Source organism: Methylobacterium soli (assembly GCF_008806385.1).
GTDB lineage: Bacteria > Pseudomonadota > Alphaproteobacteria > Rhizobiales > Beijerinckiaceae > Methylobacterium > Methylobacterium soli.
This window is the reverse complement of the sequence record NZ_VZZK01000106.1, coordinates 1-1,249: the sequence shown is the minus strand read 5'-3', so window position 1 is coordinate 1,249 and position 1,249 is coordinate 1. Positions and strand designations below refer to the sequence as shown.

Below are 1,249 nucleotides of genomic sequence, written 5' to 3'. Positions count from 1 at the left end.
GGCGCAGGAGGTCGAAGCCGGCCCGGCCGTACATCAGCCGCTTAATCGACTTCAACTTCGTGATCTGGCCCTCGGCCTGGGCGTTGCTCCACGGCGTGGTCAACGCCGTCCTCACCGCGGCGGCGTCGACGACGAGCCCGCTGGCGAAGGTCTGCGCGGCTCGGATGCCGCTCGCCTTCGCCTCGACGATCCAGGCCTCGAATGCCTCCAGCCGTCGGATGCCGTGTGCGGACGATCCGTTTCCCTTCGTCCCGGCCTCGCGCACGAGCGCGACGAAGCGCTGGACCAGCCCGTGCAGCGTGGCCGTGTCTGGATCCTGTACGATGCGCGCGAGAAGCGCGCCATCGGTTGGGCTCAGCCGGTCCGGCGCCAGCGTCATGATCCAAGCGAGGACCTTCGATCCCGGCAACCGCGCTCGCCGCGCCGGCAGCCCGGTCGAGCCTGGGCCCGTCACGACAGGAACGGCGTCGCGCCAGCGTCGCGGCGTGGTGATCGCAAGCTTCGTCCGCCGGCTCTGCAGCCATTTGTGGATCTGCCGCGAGCCACCCGCGTAACCGAGTTCGCGTAGCTCTCGCAGGAGCTGCAATCCGTTCTCGCAGCCCTCAGCGCGGCGTCGCTCAAGATGAGAGAGCCAGGGGTCGAGCTGGCTCGGTCCGATCCGTCGCTGGCCGCCTTCCGGAGCACCGTCCATGGAGGCGTAGCGCCGCACCGTTCCCGGCGCCAGCGGGATCGCGCGGGCGATCGCCATGATCGACTCGCCGGCCGCGCGCCGACGCTGCACTTCCGCATGACGCACGGCCCGCCAACGTTGCGCCTCCCGCGCGGCAGCCTGGTCCGTGCGGCTCCGCGGGAAGGCGTGATCGCGGACGGGAGCCGCCGAGCCGGTGGGAACCGGTAGGGCGCGCAGGCGGGCATGAGCGCCGACCAACCAGCGCTCCAGCATCTGGCGCGCGTTCAGCAAGAGATGCCACCGATCCGCGACTTGCTGGGCACGCGGGACGACGGCCTGGGCCGCACGAGCATAGCCCGTCGAGCGATCCCGCGCGACGATCTCCAAATCGGTGTGCGACCGCAGCCAAGCCTCGAAGGTCGCGGAGCTGCGGTCGGGCAGAAGATCGATGGCGCGATGACGGTCGAGGTCGACGACGAGCGTGCCCCAGGCGCGACCGCGGCGCCAGGCCCAGTCGTCGACGCCGATTGCCCGCGGCCGTGCAACGCCCGGCAGGGGCGCGGCGTGCGTGAGGCGCAG

General features: G+C 71.4%; 1 protein-coding gene. It reads right to left on the bottom strand.

Features of this window, described 5'->3' with window-relative positions; all coding sequences use genetic code 11:
• Positions 1–1,249: ISL3 family transposase (locus tag F6X53_RS31995; protein ID WP_151005957.1), on the bottom strand; the 1,249-nt coding region annotated here is incomplete at both ends.